This window comes from Streptomyces sp. BF23-19 (assembly GCF_041106355.1).
GTDB lineage: Bacteria > Actinomycetota > Actinomycetes > Streptomycetales > Streptomycetaceae > Streptomyces > Streptomyces virginiae_A.
This window is the reverse complement of record NZ_JBGBPT010000038.1, coordinates 63187-80169: the sequence shown is the minus strand read 5'-3', so window position 1 is coordinate 80169 and position 16983 is coordinate 63187. Positions and strand designations below refer to the sequence as shown.

Here is a 16983-nt window from a genome sequence, read left to right as displayed (position 1 = left end):
GGTGTCCCGACAACGCGGCGAGGTGCCGTGCCGGGCGGGCCGGGCCCGGCAAGATCCGGAAGAGACGGCCTAGGGGGCCTCAGCCCCACTGCTCGTCGGTGAGCCCCTCCCGGCCGTGCGGGGCGGGCTGGAGGGCGCCAGGGGCCGTCCCGCGCCGTCCCGGGAACGCCGGAGGGGCGGCGGGCGCGGGGTGCGCCTGCCGCCCCTCCGGGGGGACCGGGTCTCCTAGAGGAACGAGTTGATCTCGATCGTCTCGGTACGGCCGGGGCCGACGCCGATCGCGGAGATCGGGGCGCCCGACATCTCTTCCAGGGCCTTGACGTACGCCTGGGCGTTCGCCGGGAGCTCCTCGAAGGTCTTGGCCTTGGTGATGTCCTCGGACCAGCCGGGGAGGTATTCGTAGATCGGCTTCGCGTGGTGGAAATCGGTCTGCGAGTACGGCAGCTCCTCGACGCGCTTGCCGTCGATCTCGTACGCGACGCAGACCGGGATCTGCTCCCAGCCGGTCAGTACGTCCAGCTTCGTGAGGAAGAAGTCGGTGAGGCCGTTCACACGGGTGGCGTAACGTGCGATCGGCGCGTCGAACCAACCGCAGCGGCGGTCACGTCCGGTGGTCACGCCGCGCTCGCCGCCGATGCGGCGCAGGTCCTCGCCGTCCTGGTCGAACAGCTCGGTCGGGAACGGGCCCGCGCCGACTCGGGTCGTGTAGGCCTTGAGGATGCCGATGACGCGGCTGATCTTCGTCGGGCCCACGCCGGTGCCGGTGCAGGCGCCGCCGGCGGTCGGGTTGGACGAGGTGACGAAGGGATAGGTGCCGTGGTCGACGTCGAGCAGGGTGCCCTGGCCGCCCTCGAACAGCACGACCTTGTCCTCGTCCAGCGCGTTGTTGAGGATCAGCGTGGTGTCGGCGACGTACGGCTTGATCTGCTCCGCGTACTGGAGCATCTCCTCGACGATCTGGGCGGCGTCGATCGCGCGGCGGTTGTAGAGCTTCGCGAGGAGCTGGTTCTTGCCCTCCAGCGCCGCTTCGACCTTCTGGATGAGGATCGACTCGTCGTAGAGGTCCTGGACGCGGATGCCGATGCGGTTGATCTTGTCCGCGTAGGTCGGGCCGATGCCGCGACCGGTGGTACCGATCTTGCGCTTGCCGAGGAAGCGCTCGCCGACCTTGTCGAGGGTGACGTTGTACGGCGTGATCAGGTGCGCGTTGCCGCTGAGGAGCAGCTTGGAGGTGTCGATGCCGCGCTCGTTGAGGCCGCGCAGCTCGGAGAGCAGGACGGCCGGGTCGACGACGACACCGTTACCGATGACCGGGGTGCATCCGGGGGAGAGGATGCCGGAAGGGAGAAGGTGCAGCGCGTACTTCTGGTCGCCTACGACGACCGTGTGGCCGGCATTGTTGCCGCCCTGGTAGCGCACCACATAGTCAACGGATCCACCGAGCAGGTCGGTGGCCTTTCCCTTGCCCTCGTCACCCCACTGAGCTCCGAGCAGCACAAGAGCGGGCACAGGCGTACACCTCTTCCGGATGGGGCATGTCCAAGGTCAGGGGGCGTACGACGATGTACACCGCAGGCTGAGCCGTCGGACCGGTACCCCGGAATAGACGAAGGCCCTGGCGCAATAGCGCAAGGGCCTCTTGCACAAAGATGCTACCCGAGGAAGGACCGAGGTGTCGGCTCCAGAGCCCACCATGAGCCAAGCGGGCGCGCCGGTAGGCGGCCTGCTCGTGCTCGTCGACCCGGTCGCCCGCCGTCTTGACGGCGAGTCCGTGCGGATCGCGAAGGATGTGTTGTCAGCGGGCGCGGCAGCGAAAATCTGCCTCCCGGATTCGCAGGAGGAATTTGCGCGGGCTCTTGCCCGCCGGGGTCATCGACGGCTGGTGATCGTCGGTGACGACCGGGCCCTGGTGCGCGCCGTGGGGCTGCTGCACCGGGAGCGCGGGCTGGGAGAGGGACCGCTGGCGCTGGTCCCGGTGGGCCCGGTGGGCTCACTGGGGCTGGCGCGGTCCCTCGGCGTGCCGCTGTCGGCCGTCACCGCCGCCCGGGCCGTCCTCGACGGGGCGGTGCGGAGCTGTGACCTGCTGGTCGACGACAGCGACGGGGTGGTGCTCGGCGCGCTGAGGATTCCGCCGGTGCACGGGATCCCGCGGCCCGCCGGGCCGTCGGTGTGGAGCGCGTACCGCTCGCTGGTCCGGACGCTGGTCCGGCCGGTGGCTGCGGCCGGCGGCGCGGCCACGAGTCGGCACCGGCTGCGGGTCGAGGCCGACGGGGTGCTGCTCGCGGACGTGGACCGACCCGTGGAGGACGTCTCGGTTCGCACCCGGGACGACGGCGGTGCGGCGGAGGTCGTGGTCCGGACGGGCGGCGGAAGCTCCGCCGAATCGACGGTCACGGCCCGGGCGAAGACGGTGACGGTGTCGGGCGCGGACTTCCGCTACCGCGCCGACGCTGCGCTGACGGGCCCGGTCCGTCGCCGTACGTGGACCCTGCGTCCGGGAGCGTGGACGCTCACCGTGCCCAGGTGACCACACCGGGTGCATCGGGTACGCCCGACGCACCCGATGCACTCGACGGGCCGGACCCGGCGGGTACGCGTACGTCCGCCGACCACGCCGGGCAGCCGCCCGGGCCCCTGCCACCGCAGCGGTCAGGGGTCCGGGGAGGCGTCCGGGCCCGGCCCTCCGGCGCCGAGGGGCCGGGCGCCGCGGGGCCGGACGCCGCGGGGTCAGGCGCCGCGGGGTCAGGCGCCGACGTACGCCGCGAGGTGCTCGCCGGTGAGGGTGGAGCGGTCTTCCACCAGGTCGGCGGGGGTGCCCTCGAAGACGATCAGGCCGCCGTCGTGTCCGGCGCCGGGACCGAGGTCGATGATCCAGTCGGCGTGCGCCATGACCGCCTGGTGGTGCTCGATGACGACGACCGACTTCCCGGAGTCCACCAGCCGGTCGAGCAGGCCGAGCAGCTGCTCCACGTCGGCGAGGTGCAGGCCGGTGGTCGGCTCGTCGAGTACGTAGACCCCGCCCTTCTCCGCCATGTGGGTGGCCAGCTTCAGCCGCTGCCGCTCGCCGCCGGACAGCGTGGTCAGGGGCTGGCCGAGGCTGAGGTAGCCCAGTCCGACGTCGGCGAGGCGGGTGAGGATGCGGTGCGCGGCGGGCGTGTGCGCCTCGCCCGAGCCGAAGAACTCCTCGGCCTCGGTCACCGACATGGCGAGCACCTCGCTGATGTCGCGGCCGGCGAGGTGGTACTCCAGCACCGACGCGTCGAACCGCTTCCCCTCGCACTCCTCACAGGTGGTCGAGACACCGGCCATCATCGCCAGGTCGGTGTAGATGACCCCGGCGCCGTTGCAGTTCGGGCAGGCGCCCTCGGAGTTCGCGCTGAACAGGGCTGGCTTCACCCCGTTGACCTTGGCGAACGCCTTGCGGATCGGGTCGAGCAGCCCGGTGTAGGTCGCCGGGTTGCTCCGGCGCGAACCGCGGATCGCGCCCTGGTCGATGGAGACGACCTCCGCGTCCGGGGAGAGCGACTTGTGCAGCAGCGAGCTCTTGCCGGACCCGGCGACGCCGGTGACGACCGTGAGCACCCCGAGCGGGATGTCGACGTCGACGTCGCGCAGGTTGTTCGCGGTGGCCCCGCGGATCTCCAGCGCGCCGGTGGGCTTGCGTACCGATGGCTTGAGCTCGGCCCGGTCGTCGAGGTGGCGGCCGGTGATGGTGCCGCCGGAGCGCAGCCCCTCGACGGTGCCCTCGTAGCAGATGGTGCCGCCGGCGCTGCCCGCGCCGGGGCCGATGTCGACGACGTGGTCGGCGATCGCGATCGTCTCCGGCTTGTGCTCCACGACGAGCACGGTGTTGCCCTTGTCGCGCAGCCGCAGGAGCAGGTCGTTCATGCGCTGGATGTCGTGCGGGTGCAGACCGATGGTGGGCTCGTCGAAGACGTAGGTGACGTCGGTGAGCGAGGAGCCGAGGTGGCGGATCATCTTGACGCGCTGCGCCTCGCCGCCGGACAGGGTGCCCGAGGCCCGGTCGAGCGAGAGGTAGCCGAGGCCGATCTCCACGAACGAGTCGAGGGTCAGCTGCAGTGCGGTGAGCAGCGGGGCCACCGAGGGCTCGTCGAGGCCGCGTACCCACTCCGCGAGGTCGCTGATCTGCATGGTGCAGGCGTCGGCGATGCTGATCTTCTTGATCTTCGAGGACCGGGCGCCCTCGCTGAGCCGGGTGCCCTCGCACTCGGGACAGACGGTGAAGGTGACGGCCCGCTCCACGAAGGCCCGGATGTGCGGCTGCATCGCTTCCTTGTCCTTGGACAGGAAGGACTTCTGGATCTTGGGGATGAGGCCCTCGTAGGTGAGGTTGACGCCCTCGACCTTGACCTTGGTGGGCTCCCGGTAGAGGAAGTCCTGCATCTCCTTCTTGGTGAACTTCGCGATCGGCTTGTTCGGGTCGAGGAAGCCCGACTCGGCGTAGACGCGCACGGTCCAGAAGCTGTCGGACTTCCAGCCGGGGATGGTGAACGCGCCCTCGGCGAGCGACTTGGAGTCGTCGTAGAGCTGGGTGAGGTCGATGTCGGAGACCGAGCCGCGGCCCTCGCAGCGCACGCACATGCCGCCGGTGCGGGAGAAGGTCGCCTTCACGGTCTTGGTCTTGGCGGCGCCGCGCTCGACCGTGATGCCGCCGCTGGCCCGGACGGAGGCGACGTTGAAGGAGTAGGCGCTGGGCGGGCCGATGTGCGGCTTGCCGAGCCGGCTGAAGAGGATGCGCAGCATCGCGTTGGCGTCGGTGGCGGTGCCGACCGTGGAACGGGGGTCGCCACCCATGCGCTGCTGGTCGACGGTGATCGCGGTGGTGAGTCCGTCGAGTACGTCGACCTCGGGGCGGGCCAGCGTGGGCATGAAGCCCTGGACGAAGGTGCTGTAGGTCTCGTTGATCATCCGCTGGGACTCGGCGGCGATCGTGTCGAACACCAGCGAGCTCTTGCCCGAACCGGAGACTCCGGTGAACACCGTCAGGCGGCGCTTGGGGATCTCGATGCTGACGTCCTTGAGGTTGTTCACGCGCGCGCCGTGCACGCGGATCAGACCGTGGCTGTCGGCAGCGTGCGGTGCCTGCGGTGCCTGAGGTTCGCTGGGGCGGGAGTCCGGCTCGGTGGCCCTGCTCATCGTGTCTCCATCTCTCGGACGGGCCGTCTGCTCGGACTCCTGCGCGGACTCCTGAGGCAGTCGGTCCTCAGTGCTTGCGGGGCTGGTTGAAGCGGAGCATGTTGCCCGCCGGGTCGCGGAAGGCGCAGTCGCGGACGCCGTACGGCTGGTCGACCGGCTCCTGCAGCACCTCCCCGCCGGCGGCCCGGATGTGTTCGAAGGTGGCGTCGACGTCGTCGGTGGAGAAGATCACGCCGCGCAGCAGGCCCTTGGCCAGCAACTCCGCCATGGCCTGCCGGTCGGCGGCCGAGGCGCCGGGGTCGGCGAGCGGCGGTTCGAGGACGATCTCCACGTCCGGCTGGGTGGGGGAGGCGACGGTCACCCAGCGCATCCCCTCGAATCCGACGTCGTTGCGGACCTCCAGGCCGAGGATGTCGCGGTAGAAGGCGAGCGCCTTGTCGTGGTCGTCGACTGCGATGAAGCACTGCGAGAGGTTGATGTCCATGCCGTCGACGCTACGAGGAGGGTGCGGATTTCGCTTCTCCGATCCTGACCGGTCGCGTGAGGATCTTGGCGACGCACGCCGGGATCGCCGCGCCGTCGTCGTGGTTGCGGGCCCGGTAGGCGCTGGGGGTCTCGCCGACGAGCTCGGTGAAGCGCGAGCTGAAGGACCCCAGCGAGGTACATCCGACGGCGAAGCAGACGTCCGTCACGCTCATGTCGCCGCGGCGCAGCAGCGCCTTCGCACGTTCGACGCGGCGGGTCATGAGGTAGCTGTACGGGGTTTCCCCGAAGGCGGCGCGGAAGCTGCGGGAGAAGTGTCCCGGCGACATGAGGGCGACGTTCGCGAGTGCCTGAACGTCCAGCGGCTCCGCGTACTCGCGGTCCATCATGTCCCGGGCGCGGCGCAGCCGTACCAGGTCCTCCAGGTTCATGCGTTCCAGCATGGCACGCAGGAGGTGTCCCGTCTGCGGGTATCGGTGCTTCCGGATTCGATCACCGCGCGCCCGGGCGGATCAGCCGAGGCCGATCGCCGCCTTGTGGACCCGCCAGCGGTCCATCAGCCCCAGCATCTCGCCCTGCATGAACTCGAAGAAGGCCGCCGTCTCGGCGACGCGCGCCCCGGCGGGCGAGTCCGTGCCAAGGGTGGCGGCGCCCTCGCGCAGCGTCTTCTCCCACAGGGTCAGGACCTGGTCGCGGCGCGTGAAGGTCTCGTACCAGAGCTCGTTGTGCAGGACGTAGCGGTCGCGGCGTGAGCCCGGTTCGCGCTCGCGGCTGACCATGTTGACCTGGGTCAGGTAGGACACGGCGCCCGATACGGCGGCCGGGCTGATCCGCAGGGCCTCGCCCAGCTCCGCCGAGGTCATCGCGCCGCCGTCGCTGGCCAGCAGCTGGGCGAAGACGCGCGCGGCCATGCGCTGCATTCCGGCCTCGGTCAGCTGCGCCGCGAATCGCTCGACGAAGCGGGAGACGGCGTCGCCGTCCCGGGTACCGGTGCCCGTACCGGCACCGGTATCGGCACCGGCACCGGCACCGATGCTGATACCGGTCTCCGTATCGGTCCCCGCGTCCACGTTCACCATGTCATCTGCCACCTTCGTGACTTTACGCGATTCCTGAGATTCTCAAGCTTCACAAATTTGTGAAAGTAACGTACGTTCGGAAGCATGACGAAGGCAATCAGCGTTGCCGGCCTCCACAAGGCGTTCGGCCGCACTCGCGCACTGGACGGACTCGACCTCTCGGTCACCACCGGCGAGGTCCACGGCTTCCTCGGCCCCAACGGCGCCGGCAAGTCCACCACCATCCGGGTCCTGTTGGGCCTGCTGCGCGCCGACTCCGGCACCGCCGAGCTCCTCGGCGGCGACCCCTGGGCCGACGCGGTCGCCCTCCACCGCCGCGTCGCCTACGTCCCCGGCGACGTCACCCTGTGGCGCAACCTCTCCGGCGGCGAGGTCATAGACCTCTACGGACGCCTCCGCGGCGGCCTCGACCGGACCCGGCGCGCCGAACTCGTCGAACGGTTCGAGCTGGACCCCACCAAGAAGGGGCGCACGTACTCCAAGGGCAACCGGCAGAAGGTCGCCCTCGTCGCCGCCTTCGCCTCCGACGTCGAACTGCTCGTCCTCGACGAACCCACCTCCGGCCTCGACCCGCTGATGGAGGAGGTCTTCCAGAGCTGCGTCACCGAGGCGCGCGCCGCCGGCCGCACCATCCTGCTCAGCTCGCACATCCTCAGCGAGGTCGAGACCCTCTGCGACCGGGTCAGCATCATCCGCAAGGGCCGCACCGTGGAGACCGGCACCCTCGCCGAACTCCGCCACCTCACCCGCACGTCGATCAGCGCCGAGCTGGCCGGCCCGCCGAACGGCCTCGCGCACCTGCCGGGCGTGTACGACGTCCAGGTGCAGGGGCACAAGGTCCGCCTCCAGGCCGACACCGACAAGCTGGACGCCGTACTGCGCTCCCTCACCGGGTCGGGGGTGCGCTCGCTGACCTCGACCCCGCCCACCCTCGAAGAGCTCTTCCTGCGCCACTACACCGAAGAGGCGTCCCGATGAAGAACCAACTGGCCGGAACCGGGGTGCTGCTGCGGCTCGCGCTGCGCCGCGACCGCGTGATGATGCCGGTGTGGGTCCTGGTCACCACGCTCATGCTGGTGAGCATGCCCGGCTCGCTGGGCAGTGTGTACGCCACCGCCGCCGAACGCGCCCGGATCGCCGCCTCGATGAACGTCAACAGCTCGATGCGCGCCCTGTACGGACCGGTCTTCGGTGATTCCCTCGGCGGTCTGACCGCCTGGCGGGCCGGCGTCTACGGCGCCGTCCTCGCGGCCGCCATGAGCCTGATCATCGTCGTCCGGCACACCCGCGAGGAGGAGGAGACGGGCCGTCAGGAACTGCTGTCCGCCGCGATGGTGGGGCGGCGGGCCCCGCTGACCGCCGCCCTGCTCGCCGCCCTCGTGGCCAACGCCTGCGTCGCCTTGCTCGTGACGGGCGGTCTCGCGGGGCAGGGCGCCCCCGGTGCGGTCGCCCTCGGCCTGGCCGTCGCGGCCACCGGGACGTTCTTCGCCTGCACGGCCGCCATCGCCGCCCAGCTGACCGAGAGCGCCCGCGCCGCCAAGGGGATCGCGGCCGCCGTGCTCGGCGCCGCCTTCGTCCTGAAGGCGGCGGGCGACGCCGGTACAGGCGGCGGGCGCTCGGCCCTGACCTGGTCCTCGCCGCTCGGCTGGGTGGAGAACGTACGGGCCTTCGCCGCCGAACGCTGGTGGGTGCTCCTCCTGTTCGTCGCCGCCGTCGCGGCGCAGACGGGCGCCGCGTACGTGCTGGCCGGGCGGCGTGACCTGGGCATGAGCTTCCTGCCGTCCCGGCCGGGGCCGGCCGAGGGGCGCCTGGGGACGGCGGGCGCGCTGGCCTGGCGGCTGCAGCGCGGCAGCGTACTGGGCTGGAGCGCGGGTTTCCTGATCGCCGGTGTCGTCTTCGGAGGGATGGCGGACGGCGCCGCGGACCTCGTCGGCGACAACGATCGGACCCGCGAGATCATCGAACGGATGGGCGGGCAGGGCGGATCGGGCGCGCTCACCGACGCCTTCCTCGCCACGATGGCCGGCATGTTCGGCATGGTCGCCGCCCTGTACGCCGTCTCGTCGGTGCTGCGCCTGGCCGGTGAGGAGTCGGGGCAGCGCGCGGAGCCGCTGCTCGCGAACGCGGTCGGCCGACTGCGCTGGGCCGGCGGCCACCTGGCCGTGGCCTTCGGCGGCTCGGCCCTGATCCTGCTGCTGGCGGGCCTCGGTCTCGGCATCGGCCACGGCCGGGAGCCGGGCGCGGCCATCGGCGCCACCCTCGCCCAGCTCCCGGCGGTGTGGCTGATCGGGGCGCTGGCGGCGCTGCTCCACGGCGCGGTCCCGCAGTACGCGGCGGCCGCCTGGGCGGTGGCCGGGGGCGCGCTGGCCCTGGGCTGGGTCGGCCCGGCGCTCAACCTCCCGCAGGCCGTCCTGAACCTCTCGCCCTTCGCCCACCTGCCCCGGCTCCCGGGAGCGCAGGACCTGGACGCGGCCCCGCTCCTGGCCCTGACCGCCCTGGCGGTGGCCCTGACGGCGGCGGGCCTCGGCGCCCTGCGCCGCCGCGACATGATCGCGTAGGCGGCGGCCGGCGCGGTCCCGGGATCTAGAACTCCACCAGCAGTTCCTCCAGCCCCCGGATGACATACCCGTCCCGCCACCGCGGCTCCTCGACGAGCCGCAGCGGCGGGACGCCGTCCGCCAGCAGCGCACCGAACGAAGCCTCCAACTCCCGCCGCGCCAGGGGCGCTCCGAGGCAGTAGTGGATCCCGGCCCCGAAGGTCAGGTGCGGATTGTCGGCCCGGCCGAGGTCCAGCGCGTCGGGATCCTCGAAGCGCGCGGGATCCCGATTCGCGGACCCGAAGAGCAGCGCGACCTCGGCGCCGCGAGGGATGACGGTGTCACCGATCCGGATGTCGTCGAGCACCCAGCGTTCGAACATCTGCAGGGGAGTGTCGTACCGCATGAGTTCATCCACAGCTGTGGACAACTTTTCGGGATCGTGGCTCTCACGGAGCGCGGCGAGCTGCGCGGGATTGCGGAACAGCGCCCACCACCCGTTGACGGTCGTGTTGACGGTGGCCTCGTGCCCGGCGTTCAGCAGGAGCACACAGGTGGAGATCATCTCCTGTTCGCTGAGCCGCCCCTCCTCATCGTGAGCGGCGATCAGCCCGGAGATCAAATCCTCCCCGGGGCGGCTTCGCCGCTCCGCGATCAGCCCGCGGAGGTACGCGCTGAACTCGACGCTCGCCCGCACCGCGCGCCGCGCCGTCTCCTCGTCCGGCCGGAGCTCGAACATCCCGCAGATGTCCGCCGACCAGGGCCGCAGCAGCCCCCGGTCCGCCTCGGGCACACCCAGCAGCTCCGCGATCACCGCCACCGGCAACGGCTCGGCGACGACGGTGAGCAGATCCCCGCCCCCGTCCGCGCGCAGCCGCCCCACCAACTCCCCCGCCAGCCGCCGCACGGCGGGCACGAGCCGCTCCACCGTCCGCGGGGTGAAGGCCTTCGCCACCAGCCCGCGCACCCGCGCGTGCGCGGGATCCTCCAGGTCCAGCAGGCCGTTGCCGTTGAGCACGTGGAAGGGCTCGTGCTCCGGTGGCGGCGCCTGCCGGCCGAACTCCTCGTGCGAGAAACGGTGGAGATAGGTCCGCCCCAGCCGCCGGTCCCGCAGCAGCGCACTCACATCGGCGTAGTGCGGCACCAACCACTGCCCGGTGGCTTCCCACCACATGGCCCGCCCCTGCTCCCGCAACTCCCGGTACGCCGGATACGGATCGGCGACGAACGCGGCATCCCACGGATCAAAGCCCATCCCCGCACCCTAAAGGCAGCCGAGCCCGATCAGGCGGGTGTCACCAAGCGGGTCTCGTACGCGTACACCGCCGCCTGGGTCCGGTCCCGCAGGCCCAGCTTCACCAGGATCCGGCTCACATGGGTCTTGATGGTGGACTCGGCGACGACCAGCCGGTCGGCTATCTCCGCATTGGACAGCCCCTGCGCGATCAGTACCAGCACCTCCGTCTCCCGCTCCGTCAGCTCCCCCGTACCCGTCGGGTCGGCGAGCTTGCGGGCCTCGGAGATCTTCGAGAACTCCACGATCAGCCGCTTGGTCACCGACGGCGCCAGCAGGGCTTCCCCGGCCGCCACCACCCTTACCCCATCCGCCAACTGACGAGCCGAGGCGTCCTTGAGCAGGAACCCGGAGGCCCCGGCCCGCAGCGCCTGGTACACGTACTCGTCGAGGTCGAAGGTCGTCAGGACCAGCACCTTCGCGTCCGTGTCGGCGGCCACGATCTCCCGTGTGGCCTCCAGCCCGTTCATCCGCGGCATCCGGATGTCCATCAGCACCACGTCCGGCCGCAGCGCCGCCACCTGCTCGATGGCCTCCCGGCCGTCGACCGCCTCCCCGACCACCTCGATGCCGTCCATCGCGTTCAGCAGGACGGAGAACCCCTCGCGCACCATCACCTGGTCGTCGACGATCAACACCCTGATCGTCATACCGTTCCCTCCTTCGGCTCCGCCGCCGGCTCGGCACGGTGGGGCACCGGTATGAACACCGCCACCTCGTACCCGCCCGCCGCCGTCCGGCCGGCCGTCATCTCGCCCTCCAGCATGGCCACCCGCTCCCGCATGCCGGTGATCCCGTGTCCGGCCCCCGGCGAGGGCCGCGCGTCCCCGGTCGCCCGGTCGTTGACGATCCGTATGCCCAGGCCACCCAGCACATACGAGACCTCCACCTCGGCCGCCGCCCCCGGCGCGTGCCGCAGCGTGTTGCTCAGGGCCTCCTGGACGATCCGGTACGCCGACAGCTCCACACCCTGCGGCAGTTCCCGCACCGAGCCCGTGATCGTCTTCGCCACGCTCAGGCCGGCCTCCCGCACATTGGCCAACAGCCCCTCCAGCGAGGCCAGCGTGGGCTGCGGCGCGTCCGGGGCCTCGTAGTCCGCGGAGCGCACCACACCCAGCACCCGCCGCAGCTCCGTCAGGGCCGCCACCGCGTTCTCCCGGATGGTGACGAACGCCGCCTCCAGCTCCGGCGGCGGGTTCTTCACCCGGTACGGCGCGGCCTCCGCCTGGATCGCCACCACCGACATGTGATGGGCCACCACATCGTGCAACTCCCGGGCGATCGTGGTCCGCTCCTCCAGCAGCGTCCGCCTGTCCCGCTCGACGGCCGTGACCTCCTGCTGCGCGCTCACCTCTGCCTTCGCGTCCCGGCGTATCTGGATGCTGCCGGCGATCACCAGGGCGAAGGCCGAGGTCAGTGCCATCTCCGGCATGTTCGAGCCCCATCGGCCGTTGAACACGAGGGAGATCCCCGTTCCCAGCAGGAGGGTGAGCGTCCACATCCAGGCCGCCACCCGGGGCCCGGTCCGCAGCGTGACGAGGAACATGACCACGATGTACGCGAAGAAACTGCCATCGGTCCAGGGCCAGTTGATGCCACCCCCGATGCCGGCCGTCAGCACCGTCATCGCGATGGCCGCCCACCACGCGCCGACCGGCCGCACCAGCGTCATCAGGACCGGCGCCGCCGTCAGCAACGTCATCGCGATTGGCCCCAGGTCACCCCAGGCGGCCGACTGCGTGTTGAGCGATATCGTCCCGACCAGGAAGGCCAGGAACCCCACCGCCGCGTGCCGCCGCCACGGCGCGTACCGGCGCAGCACCCCGGGAAGCCGGCGCACGAAACCCCCGGAGGTGTCCGCCGGCGGCAGCGGCCGGTAGGCGAAGGCATCGGTGACGAGATCCCGGCGCAGGGTCGCGATCACCTCAGATGCCAGTCGGAACTCAGGTGCCCGGGATGTCCCCCCGGTGGTCGTCTCGGTCATGCACACCACCGTAGGTCCGTACCGCCCTCGTCCGCGTCGCCGCTGATGGGGATTTCCCGAGGTCCCTCTCAAGTACTACCCGGGTTCGCTCAGTAGCCCGTCGGACGGATCAGGCCCGTCTCGTACGCGAACACCGCGGCCTGGGTACGGTCCCGCAGACCCAGCTTCACCAGGATCCGGCTCACATGTGTCTTCACCGTCTGCTCGGCCAGCACCAGGTGCTCCGAGATCTCGGCGTTCGACAGGCCCTGGGCGATCAGCGACAGCACCTCCGTCTCCCGCTCGGTCAGTGCCTCGATCCGCGCCCGCGACGGCGCACGCGGCGCCCCCAGCCGGGAGAACTCCGTGATCAGCCGCTTCGTGATGTTCGGCGAGAGCAGCGCCTCCCCGGCCGCCACCACCCGCACCGCCTCGGCGAGCTGGTCGGCCGACGCGTCCTTGAGCAGGAATCCGGAGGCCCCGGCACGCAGCGCCTCGTACACGTACTCGTCGAGATCGAAGGTGGTCAGCACCAGCACCTTCACAGCGGCGTCCGGAACCGCCGTGATGACGGACGTGGCCTCGATCCCACCCATCCCCGGCATGCGGATGTCCATCAGCACCACGTCCGGAGCCAGCTCGGCGACCTTCGCCACCGCGTCCGCCCCGTCCACCGCCTGCCCCACGACCTCTATGTCGGGCTGCGCGTTCAGAAGCACGGTGAAGCCCTGCCGGACCATCATCTGGTCGTCGGCGATCATCACCTTGATCGGGGTGCTCATGAGGCCTTCTTCGTCTCGGGGGCGGGGACCGCCGGCAGGTCCTGCGGATCCATCGGGAGTACGGCGCTCACCTCGTACCCCCCGTCGGGGCGCGGGCCGGCGGCCAGTTCGCCCCCCAGCATGCCTGCCCGCTCCCGCATCCCCAGCAGCCCGTGCCCCGCTCCGGGCGAGGGCGGGGCCGACCGGGTCGGCGCGCTGTTCGCGACGCACAGGTGCAGATCACGCGGCCCGTACGCGATACCGACCTCCACCCGCGAACCGGGCGCGTGGCGCAGCGCGTTGCTCAGCGCCTCCTGCACGATCCGGTACGCGGTGAGTTCCACGCCCGGGGTCAGCGGCCGCCGTATCCCCGCGATCTCGGTCGTGACGTCCAGCCCGGCCCCCCGCACGTTGTCCACGAGGCCGTCCAGCTCGCCGAGGGTGGGCTGCGGATGATGGGGGTTCGCGGGATCGTCGGGCTGCTCCGACCGCAGCACGCCCAGCACCCGCCGCAGCTCCGTCAGCGCCTCCAACGCGTTCTCCCGGATGCCGGCCAGATTCTCCTTGAGCTCCTCCGACGGGTTCTCCACCAGGTGCGGGGCGACCTGCGCCTGGATGGAGATCACCGACATGTGGTGGGCGACGACGTCGTGCAGTTCGCGGGCGATCCGGCTGCGCTCCTCCAGCAGGGTGCGCCGGGCCCGCTCCTCCTCGGTGAGGGTCTCCTGCTCCACGAGTTTGCCGCGGGCGAGGCGGGTGGCCCGAAGCGCGTAGCCGAGGATCCCCACGAACCCGAAGACGAGAGCCGCGCCGGCAATGATCGTCTGGCTCCGCGGCGGCCTGAGGAGGACGTCGGCCAGTCCGTTGAGGGTGAGCGTGATGCCGATGACCGAGACGGTCACCCGGGGCGGCACCCGCAGAGCGACCATCAGGAGCACGGGCGCGAGCGTGAACGGCCCGGCGGGCGTCCAGGGCCAGGACTGTCCCTGCCCGACGTGGTCGTGGATGGCCCAGGCGACCAGGCCCGAGGTGACGAGCCCGAGCCACCAGGCGGCGATCGGCCGGAACATGCTGAGCACGACGGACGCGAAGGTCAGCAGCGACAGCCCGAGCACGGCCGAACCGAGCACCCCGTAATGGTCGTTCAGCTGCATCCCCGTGAGGACGCCGCAGGGAATGGCCACGTAGCCGAGGACCACATGCGGCAGCCAGGCCAGCCAGCGCGGCCGCGACATCTTCGGCAGGGGGTCCGGCCGCAGGGTGAGCAACTCCCGGACCAGGCCGCGCGGCAGGCGGGTGCGGACTTCGGCGGCGGGGGGCTCGGTCTGCTGGTTCACGCCGTCCAGGCTAAGGCGGGCCCTAGACATGGGTGATCTCCCTGGCTGGGTCCATCCTGGGGCGGGGGACCGCTGAGGTACGGGCGGCGCGGGACGGCTTCGCACGGCGGGGGGTCTGCTCGTGGATACGGAACGCGGCCCAGCAGAGCGACAGCGCGGCGGCGAACACCGGCAGCCACAGCAGCCGGGCCGCTATCCAGCCCACCGAGTCGGGCACCGTGTGCAGCCCGGGCAGGTCGGCGGAGACCAGCAGCCCGAGGGCGGTGACGGCCATCATGGCGGTCTGGTGCCACAGGAAGACGGTCATCGCGGAGAGGTTCACCAGGGCCACCTTCGCCCAGGCCCTCGGTCGCCGCATGGCCCGGGCCAGTGGCTCGCGCACCAGCAGGGCGAGCCCGCACTGGGCCAGTCCGAACGTCGCCGCGGCCAGCGTCGGCGGGTTCAGGTTCGATACGGCGGCACCGGGGACACCCACCATCGACGCCGGGTACCCGCCCCAGAGGATCAGCGCGGCCGTGGCCACGACGCCCGCGCCGAGCAGGAGCAGCGCCTGGCCACGCCGGGCGAAGGCCCCGCGGGACCAGGCGGCACCGAGGGTGAAGGGGACGAGCCAGCCCGCCGCCACATTGATCCAGCCGATCCACTCGGGGCCCTGCAGCCCGAAGCGCCACACGTCGACGGCAGCGACGACGGCCAGCGGCCACAGCGGGCCGATCCGGGCCACGAGCGGGGTCGCGGCGGTGAGCGCGGCGAACACGAGCAGGAACCACAGCGGCGACAGCACCAGCTTGACCAGCGAGCGGACGGTGTCGAGCTCCGCCCCGCCGATCAGCATCCCGCCCGCCACGACCGCCCAGAGGAGCAGTACCGCGGCGACCGGACGGAACAGCCGGCCCAGCCGCTGCCCGGCCCAGGCTCCGTACGAGAGGCCGCGTTCGCGCGCCGACGCGTACCCGCGGGCGGCGACATGGCCGCCGACCAGGAAGAAGACGGACAGCGTCTGGAACACCCAGGACACCGGGGCCAGCCACGGCATGTGCGCCAACGGGCTGGTGGTGCTCAGACCGCCGTCGCGTGCGGTCAGCGCGGTGATCAGCCAGTGGCCGAGGACCACGCCGAGGATCGCGAAGGCCCGCAGCGCGTCCACGGCGCGGTCACGGTCGGCCGGGGTGGCCGCGTCGATGCCCGCCGCGAGGGTGGACCAGCGGGCGCGGAACTCAACCATGGTCGGCCTCCGATGCGGGGGCGCCGCCCAGGACGATGGCGGCCAGGCTGTCGAGGGACTCGGTGCCCGGCTTGAGGTAGTCGCTGTGCCCGGCGGCGCCGGCGTCGAAGCCTCGGGCCCCGAAGGCGGGGTCGACCGGGTCGGTGCCGAAACCGATGCCGCCGAGCCGGACGTGCGGGACGTTGCCGATCCAGTCCTCGCTGCCCCGGCCGGCCCAGACCCGGGCCGCGGTCGGCAGCTCCCGGGCCGATCCGGCCCCCGTGCCCGGGCTGCCGAACAACACCACATCACTGACCGCGGACCCGGTGGCGGTCCGGGCGCAGACCACGGAGCCGTAGGAGTGGCACAGCAGGGAGAGCCGGGCACCGGGCCCCGATATGTCGCGCAACCGGTCCAGGAAGGGCGCCAGTTCGGCAGCGGCATCGTCGGCCCGGTCGGCGCTCAGGACGGTGGTGCTCACCGTGCCGGGGGTGTCGTACCCGAGCCAGGCGACCACCGCGGAGCGTGGATGTTCGGCCTGCAGGCGCTGCTGGAGGGAGACGGCTCCGGCACGGAACCGCTCGTAGGTGTCCAGCGTGGTGTCGGACCCGGGCACCAGAACGGCGACCCGGTCGGCGCTCTCCAACTCGCCGAAGACCTCGACGGCGCGGCCTTTGCCGCGGCCGTCGAAGGTGAGGAACCGGGCCGCTCCGGCCGCACTCATCGCGCGCAGCCTGGCCGCCCGGCCGGGGCGGTCGGCGTCCTCGGCCGTGCGCGCCGCCTCGGCGAGATTGGCGCTGTTGGCGGCGTACCGGCTCCGGGGCGTGGCGTCCTCGGAGAACGTGGCGGGCGCGGGGGCCGGGACGTTCGGGGACGCCGCGGCAGAGACGGGGACCACCACGGCCGCGGCGACCAGAGCGGCCAGCAGGCCGCGGCGCAGCCGGCCGCCTCCGGACCCCACCCTCCCCGTGGCGAGCGCCGTGCCCGCCGGGCGGGTCTCCTCCGTGCTCCCGGTACGCGTCCCCGTCTGCGTCCCTGTCCCCGTCCCCGTTGCCATGGCTCTCTTCCTCCGGTCGCCGGAAGAGCCGTGAACGCTCTTCTCTGCTACCGAAGTTAGAAATCCGGTCCCGTGGTCGGCGTCACGCCATGGAGCCGTGTTCGCGCGTAG

15 protein-coding genes are annotated in these 16983 nt (G+C 71.7%); 3 read left to right on the top strand and 12 right to left on the bottom strand.

Going from position 1 to position 16983, the window contains the following annotated elements:
- Positions 1-225: 225 nt before the first annotated feature.
- Positions 226-1509: an adenylosuccinate synthase gene (locus AB8A24_RS22080; RefSeq protein ID WP_030726520.1), complete on the bottom strand. Its 1284-nt coding sequence runs from the start codon at positions 1507-1509 to the stop codon at positions 226-228.
- A 184-nt stretch (positions 1510-1693) separates the two neighbouring features.
- Between AB8A24_RS22080 and AB8A24_RS22075 the strand changes: the two genes are divergently transcribed.
- Positions 1694-2527 carry a diacylglycerol kinase gene (locus AB8A24_RS22075; protein WP_328962338.1) on the top strand — a complete coding sequence of 278 codons (834 nt, stop codon included), beginning with the start codon at positions 1694-1696 and terminating at the stop codon, positions 2525-2527.
- A gap of 215 nt (positions 2528-2742) precedes the next feature.
- On the opposite strand, the gene AB8A24_RS22070 is transcribed toward AB8A24_RS22075, so the two are convergent.
- From AB8A24_RS22070 to AB8A24_RS22055, 4 genes are all read right to left on the bottom strand, one after another.
- Positions 2743-5157: an excinuclease ABC subunit UvrA gene (locus tag AB8A24_RS22070; RefSeq protein WP_328962337.1), complete on the bottom strand. Its 2415-nt coding sequence runs from the start codon at positions 5155-5157 to the stop codon at positions 2743-2745.
- A 67-nt stretch (positions 5158-5224) separates the two neighbouring features.
- Positions 5225-5641: a VOC family protein gene (locus AB8A24_RS22065; protein ID WP_030726511.1), complete on the bottom strand. Its 417-nt coding sequence runs from the start codon at positions 5639-5641 to the stop codon at positions 5225-5227.
- A gap of 10 nt (positions 5642-5651) precedes the next feature.
- On the bottom strand, positions 5652-6071 hold the full coding sequence (locus tag AB8A24_RS22060; protein WP_266486308.1) for a helix-turn-helix domain-containing protein: 420 nt from the start codon (positions 6069-6071) through the stop codon (positions 5652-5654).
- Between the two features lie 81 nt (positions 6072-6152).
- Positions 6153-6731, bottom strand: coding sequence for a MarR family transcriptional regulator (locus AB8A24_RS22055; protein ID WP_328962336.1), 579 nt, complete (start codon positions 6729-6731; stop codon positions 6153-6155).
- A gap of 72 nt (positions 6732-6803) precedes the next feature.
- On the opposite strand from AB8A24_RS22055, the gene AB8A24_RS22050 reads away from it, so the two are divergent.
- Together AB8A24_RS22050 and AB8A24_RS22045 are read left to right on the top strand one after the other, a co-directional pair.
- Positions 6804-7697 carry an ABC transporter ATP-binding protein gene (locus AB8A24_RS22050; RefSeq protein ID WP_328962335.1) on the top strand — a complete coding sequence of 298 codons (894 nt, stop codon included), beginning with the start codon at positions 6804-6806 and terminating at the stop codon, positions 7695-7697.
- Complete coding sequence (locus tag AB8A24_RS22045) at positions 7694-9277, top strand: ABC transporter permease (protein ID WP_369477244.1); 1584 nt, start codon at positions 7694-7696, stop codon at positions 9275-9277. The genes AB8A24_RS22050 and AB8A24_RS22045 overlap by 4 nt, the downstream gene beginning before the upstream one ends.
- Positions 9278-9302: 25 nt before the next feature.
- Here AB8A24_RS22045 and AB8A24_RS22040 read toward each other — a convergent pair whose 3' ends face one another.
- From AB8A24_RS22040 to AB8A24_RS22010, 7 genes are all read right to left on the bottom strand, one after another.
- Positions 9303-10511 (bottom strand): cytochrome P450, encoded by a 1209-nt coding sequence (locus AB8A24_RS22040; RefSeq protein WP_369477242.1) that lies wholly within the window; start codon positions 10509-10511, stop codon positions 9303-9305.
- A gap of 29 nt (positions 10512-10540) precedes the next feature.
- Complete coding sequence (locus tag AB8A24_RS22035; protein ID WP_266382547.1) at positions 10541-11200, bottom strand: response regulator transcription factor; 660 nt, start codon at positions 11198-11200, stop codon at positions 10541-10543.
- Entirely contained in the window at positions 11197-12534 is a 1338-nt protein-coding gene (locus AB8A24_RS22030; protein WP_328962332.1) for a histidine kinase, read from the bottom strand. Before AB8A24_RS22030 ends, AB8A24_RS22035 begins: the two co-directional genes overlap by 4 nt.
- A gap of 89 nt (positions 12535-12623) precedes the next feature.
- Complete coding sequence (locus AB8A24_RS22025) at positions 12624-13295, bottom strand: response regulator transcription factor (RefSeq protein WP_030383691.1); 672 nt, start codon at positions 13293-13295, stop codon at positions 12624-12626.
- Positions 13292-14611 (bottom strand): sensor histidine kinase, encoded by a 1320-nt coding sequence (locus tag AB8A24_RS22020; protein ID WP_328962331.1) that lies wholly within the window; start codon positions 14609-14611, stop codon positions 13292-13294. The genes AB8A24_RS22025 and AB8A24_RS22020 overlap by 4 nt, the downstream gene beginning before the upstream one ends.
- A gap of 22 nt (positions 14612-14633) precedes the next feature.
- The gene (locus AB8A24_RS22015) at positions 14634-15836 is read right to left on the bottom strand and encodes an acyltransferase (RefSeq protein WP_328962330.1); all 1203 of its coding nucleotides are present in this window, start codon (positions 15834-15836) and stop codon (positions 14634-14636) included.
- Positions 15829-16872, bottom strand: coding sequence for an alpha/beta hydrolase (locus AB8A24_RS22010; protein WP_369477238.1), 1044 nt, complete (start codon positions 16870-16872; stop codon positions 15829-15831). Before AB8A24_RS22010 ends, AB8A24_RS22015 begins: the two co-directional genes overlap by 8 nt.
- Positions 16873-16983 lie beyond the last annotated feature (111 nt).

What these genes read in the sequence shown, in the direction of transcription:
- AB8A24_RS22075 (WP_328962338.1), top strand. Translation starts at nt 1,694, where the DNA reads ATGAGCCAAGCGGGCGCGCCGGTAGGCGGCCTGCTCGTGCTCGTCGAC.
- AB8A24_RS22070 (WP_328962337.1), bottom strand. Translation starts at nt 5,157, where the DNA reads ATGAGCAGGGCCACCGAGCCGGACTCCCGCCCCAGCGAACCTCAGGCA.
- AB8A24_RS22065 (WP_030726511.1), bottom strand. Translation starts at nt 5,641, where the DNA reads ATGGACATCAACCTCTCGCAGTGCTTCATCGCAGTCGACGACCACGAC.
- AB8A24_RS22060 (WP_266486308.1), bottom strand. Translation starts at nt 6,071, where the DNA reads ATGAACCTGGAGGACCTGGTACGGCTGCGCCGCGCCCGGGACATGATG.
- AB8A24_RS22050 (WP_328962335.1), top strand. Translation starts at nt 6,804, where the DNA reads ATGACGAAGGCAATCAGCGTTGCCGGCCTCCACAAGGCGTTCGGCCGC.
- AB8A24_RS22045 (WP_369477244.1), top strand. Translation starts at nt 7,694, where the DNA reads ATGAAGAACCAACTGGCCGGAACCGGGGTGCTGCTGCGGCTCGCGCTG.
- AB8A24_RS22040 (WP_369477242.1), bottom strand. Translation starts at nt 10,511, where the DNA reads ATGGGCTTTGATCCGTGGGATGCCGCGTTCGTCGCCGATCCGTATCCG.
- AB8A24_RS22035 (WP_266382547.1), bottom strand. Translation starts at nt 11,200, where the DNA reads ATGACGATCAGGGTGTTGATCGTCGACGACCAGGTGATGGTGCGCGAG.
- AB8A24_RS22030 (WP_328962332.1), bottom strand. Translation starts at nt 12,534, where the DNA reads ATGACCGAGACGACCACCGGGGGGACATCCCGGGCACCTGAGTTCCGA.
- AB8A24_RS22025 (WP_030383691.1), bottom strand. Translation starts at nt 13,295, where the DNA reads ATGAGCACCCCGATCAAGGTGATGATCGCCGACGACCAGATGATGGTC.
- AB8A24_RS22015 (WP_328962330.1), bottom strand. Translation starts at nt 15,836, where the DNA reads ATGGTTGAGTTCCGCGCCCGCTGGTCCACCCTCGCGGCGGGCATCGAC.
- AB8A24_RS22010 (WP_369477238.1), bottom strand. Translation starts at nt 16,872, where the DNA reads ATGGCAACGGGGACGGGGACAGGGACGCAGACGGGGACGCGTACCGGG.